The 237-nt window shown below is 73.4% G+C and carries 1 pseudogene; it reads left to right on the top strand.

The features are described from left to right. Window positions 1–190, top strand: a pseudogene (locus IAE39_RS29550) (Gfo/Idh/MocA family protein); the annotation flags it as partial. Window positions 191–237 lie beyond the last annotated feature (47 nt).

The following is a 237-nucleotide window of genomic DNA, read 5'->3' as shown; positions in this document are numbered from 1 at the left end:
GCCTGATGGCGAGGAGGGTTGGCGTGATGTACGGGTGATAGTGGCGATTCAGCGCGCGGTGGACACCGGCCAACCGCAGCGCCTGGAGCCACTGGCGGCAAGGCCTTTCGCCCGGCGCCGCGAGCAGCGGCGGGCGTTCCCGCTTGCGCCGGTGCCGCCGATGGTCAACACCGAGTCGCCCACCCAGTAACACCTGGTCCAGGGGGCCCCGGGGGGGGGGGGGGGGGGGAGAAGGGG

Origin of the sequence: Pseudomonas sp. S37 (genome assembly GCF_016658545.1) — a bacterium.
GTDB lineage: Bacteria > Pseudomonadota > Gammaproteobacteria > Pseudomonadales > Pseudomonadaceae > Aquipseudomonas.
This window is presented reverse-complemented; position numbering and strand designations above follow the sequence as displayed.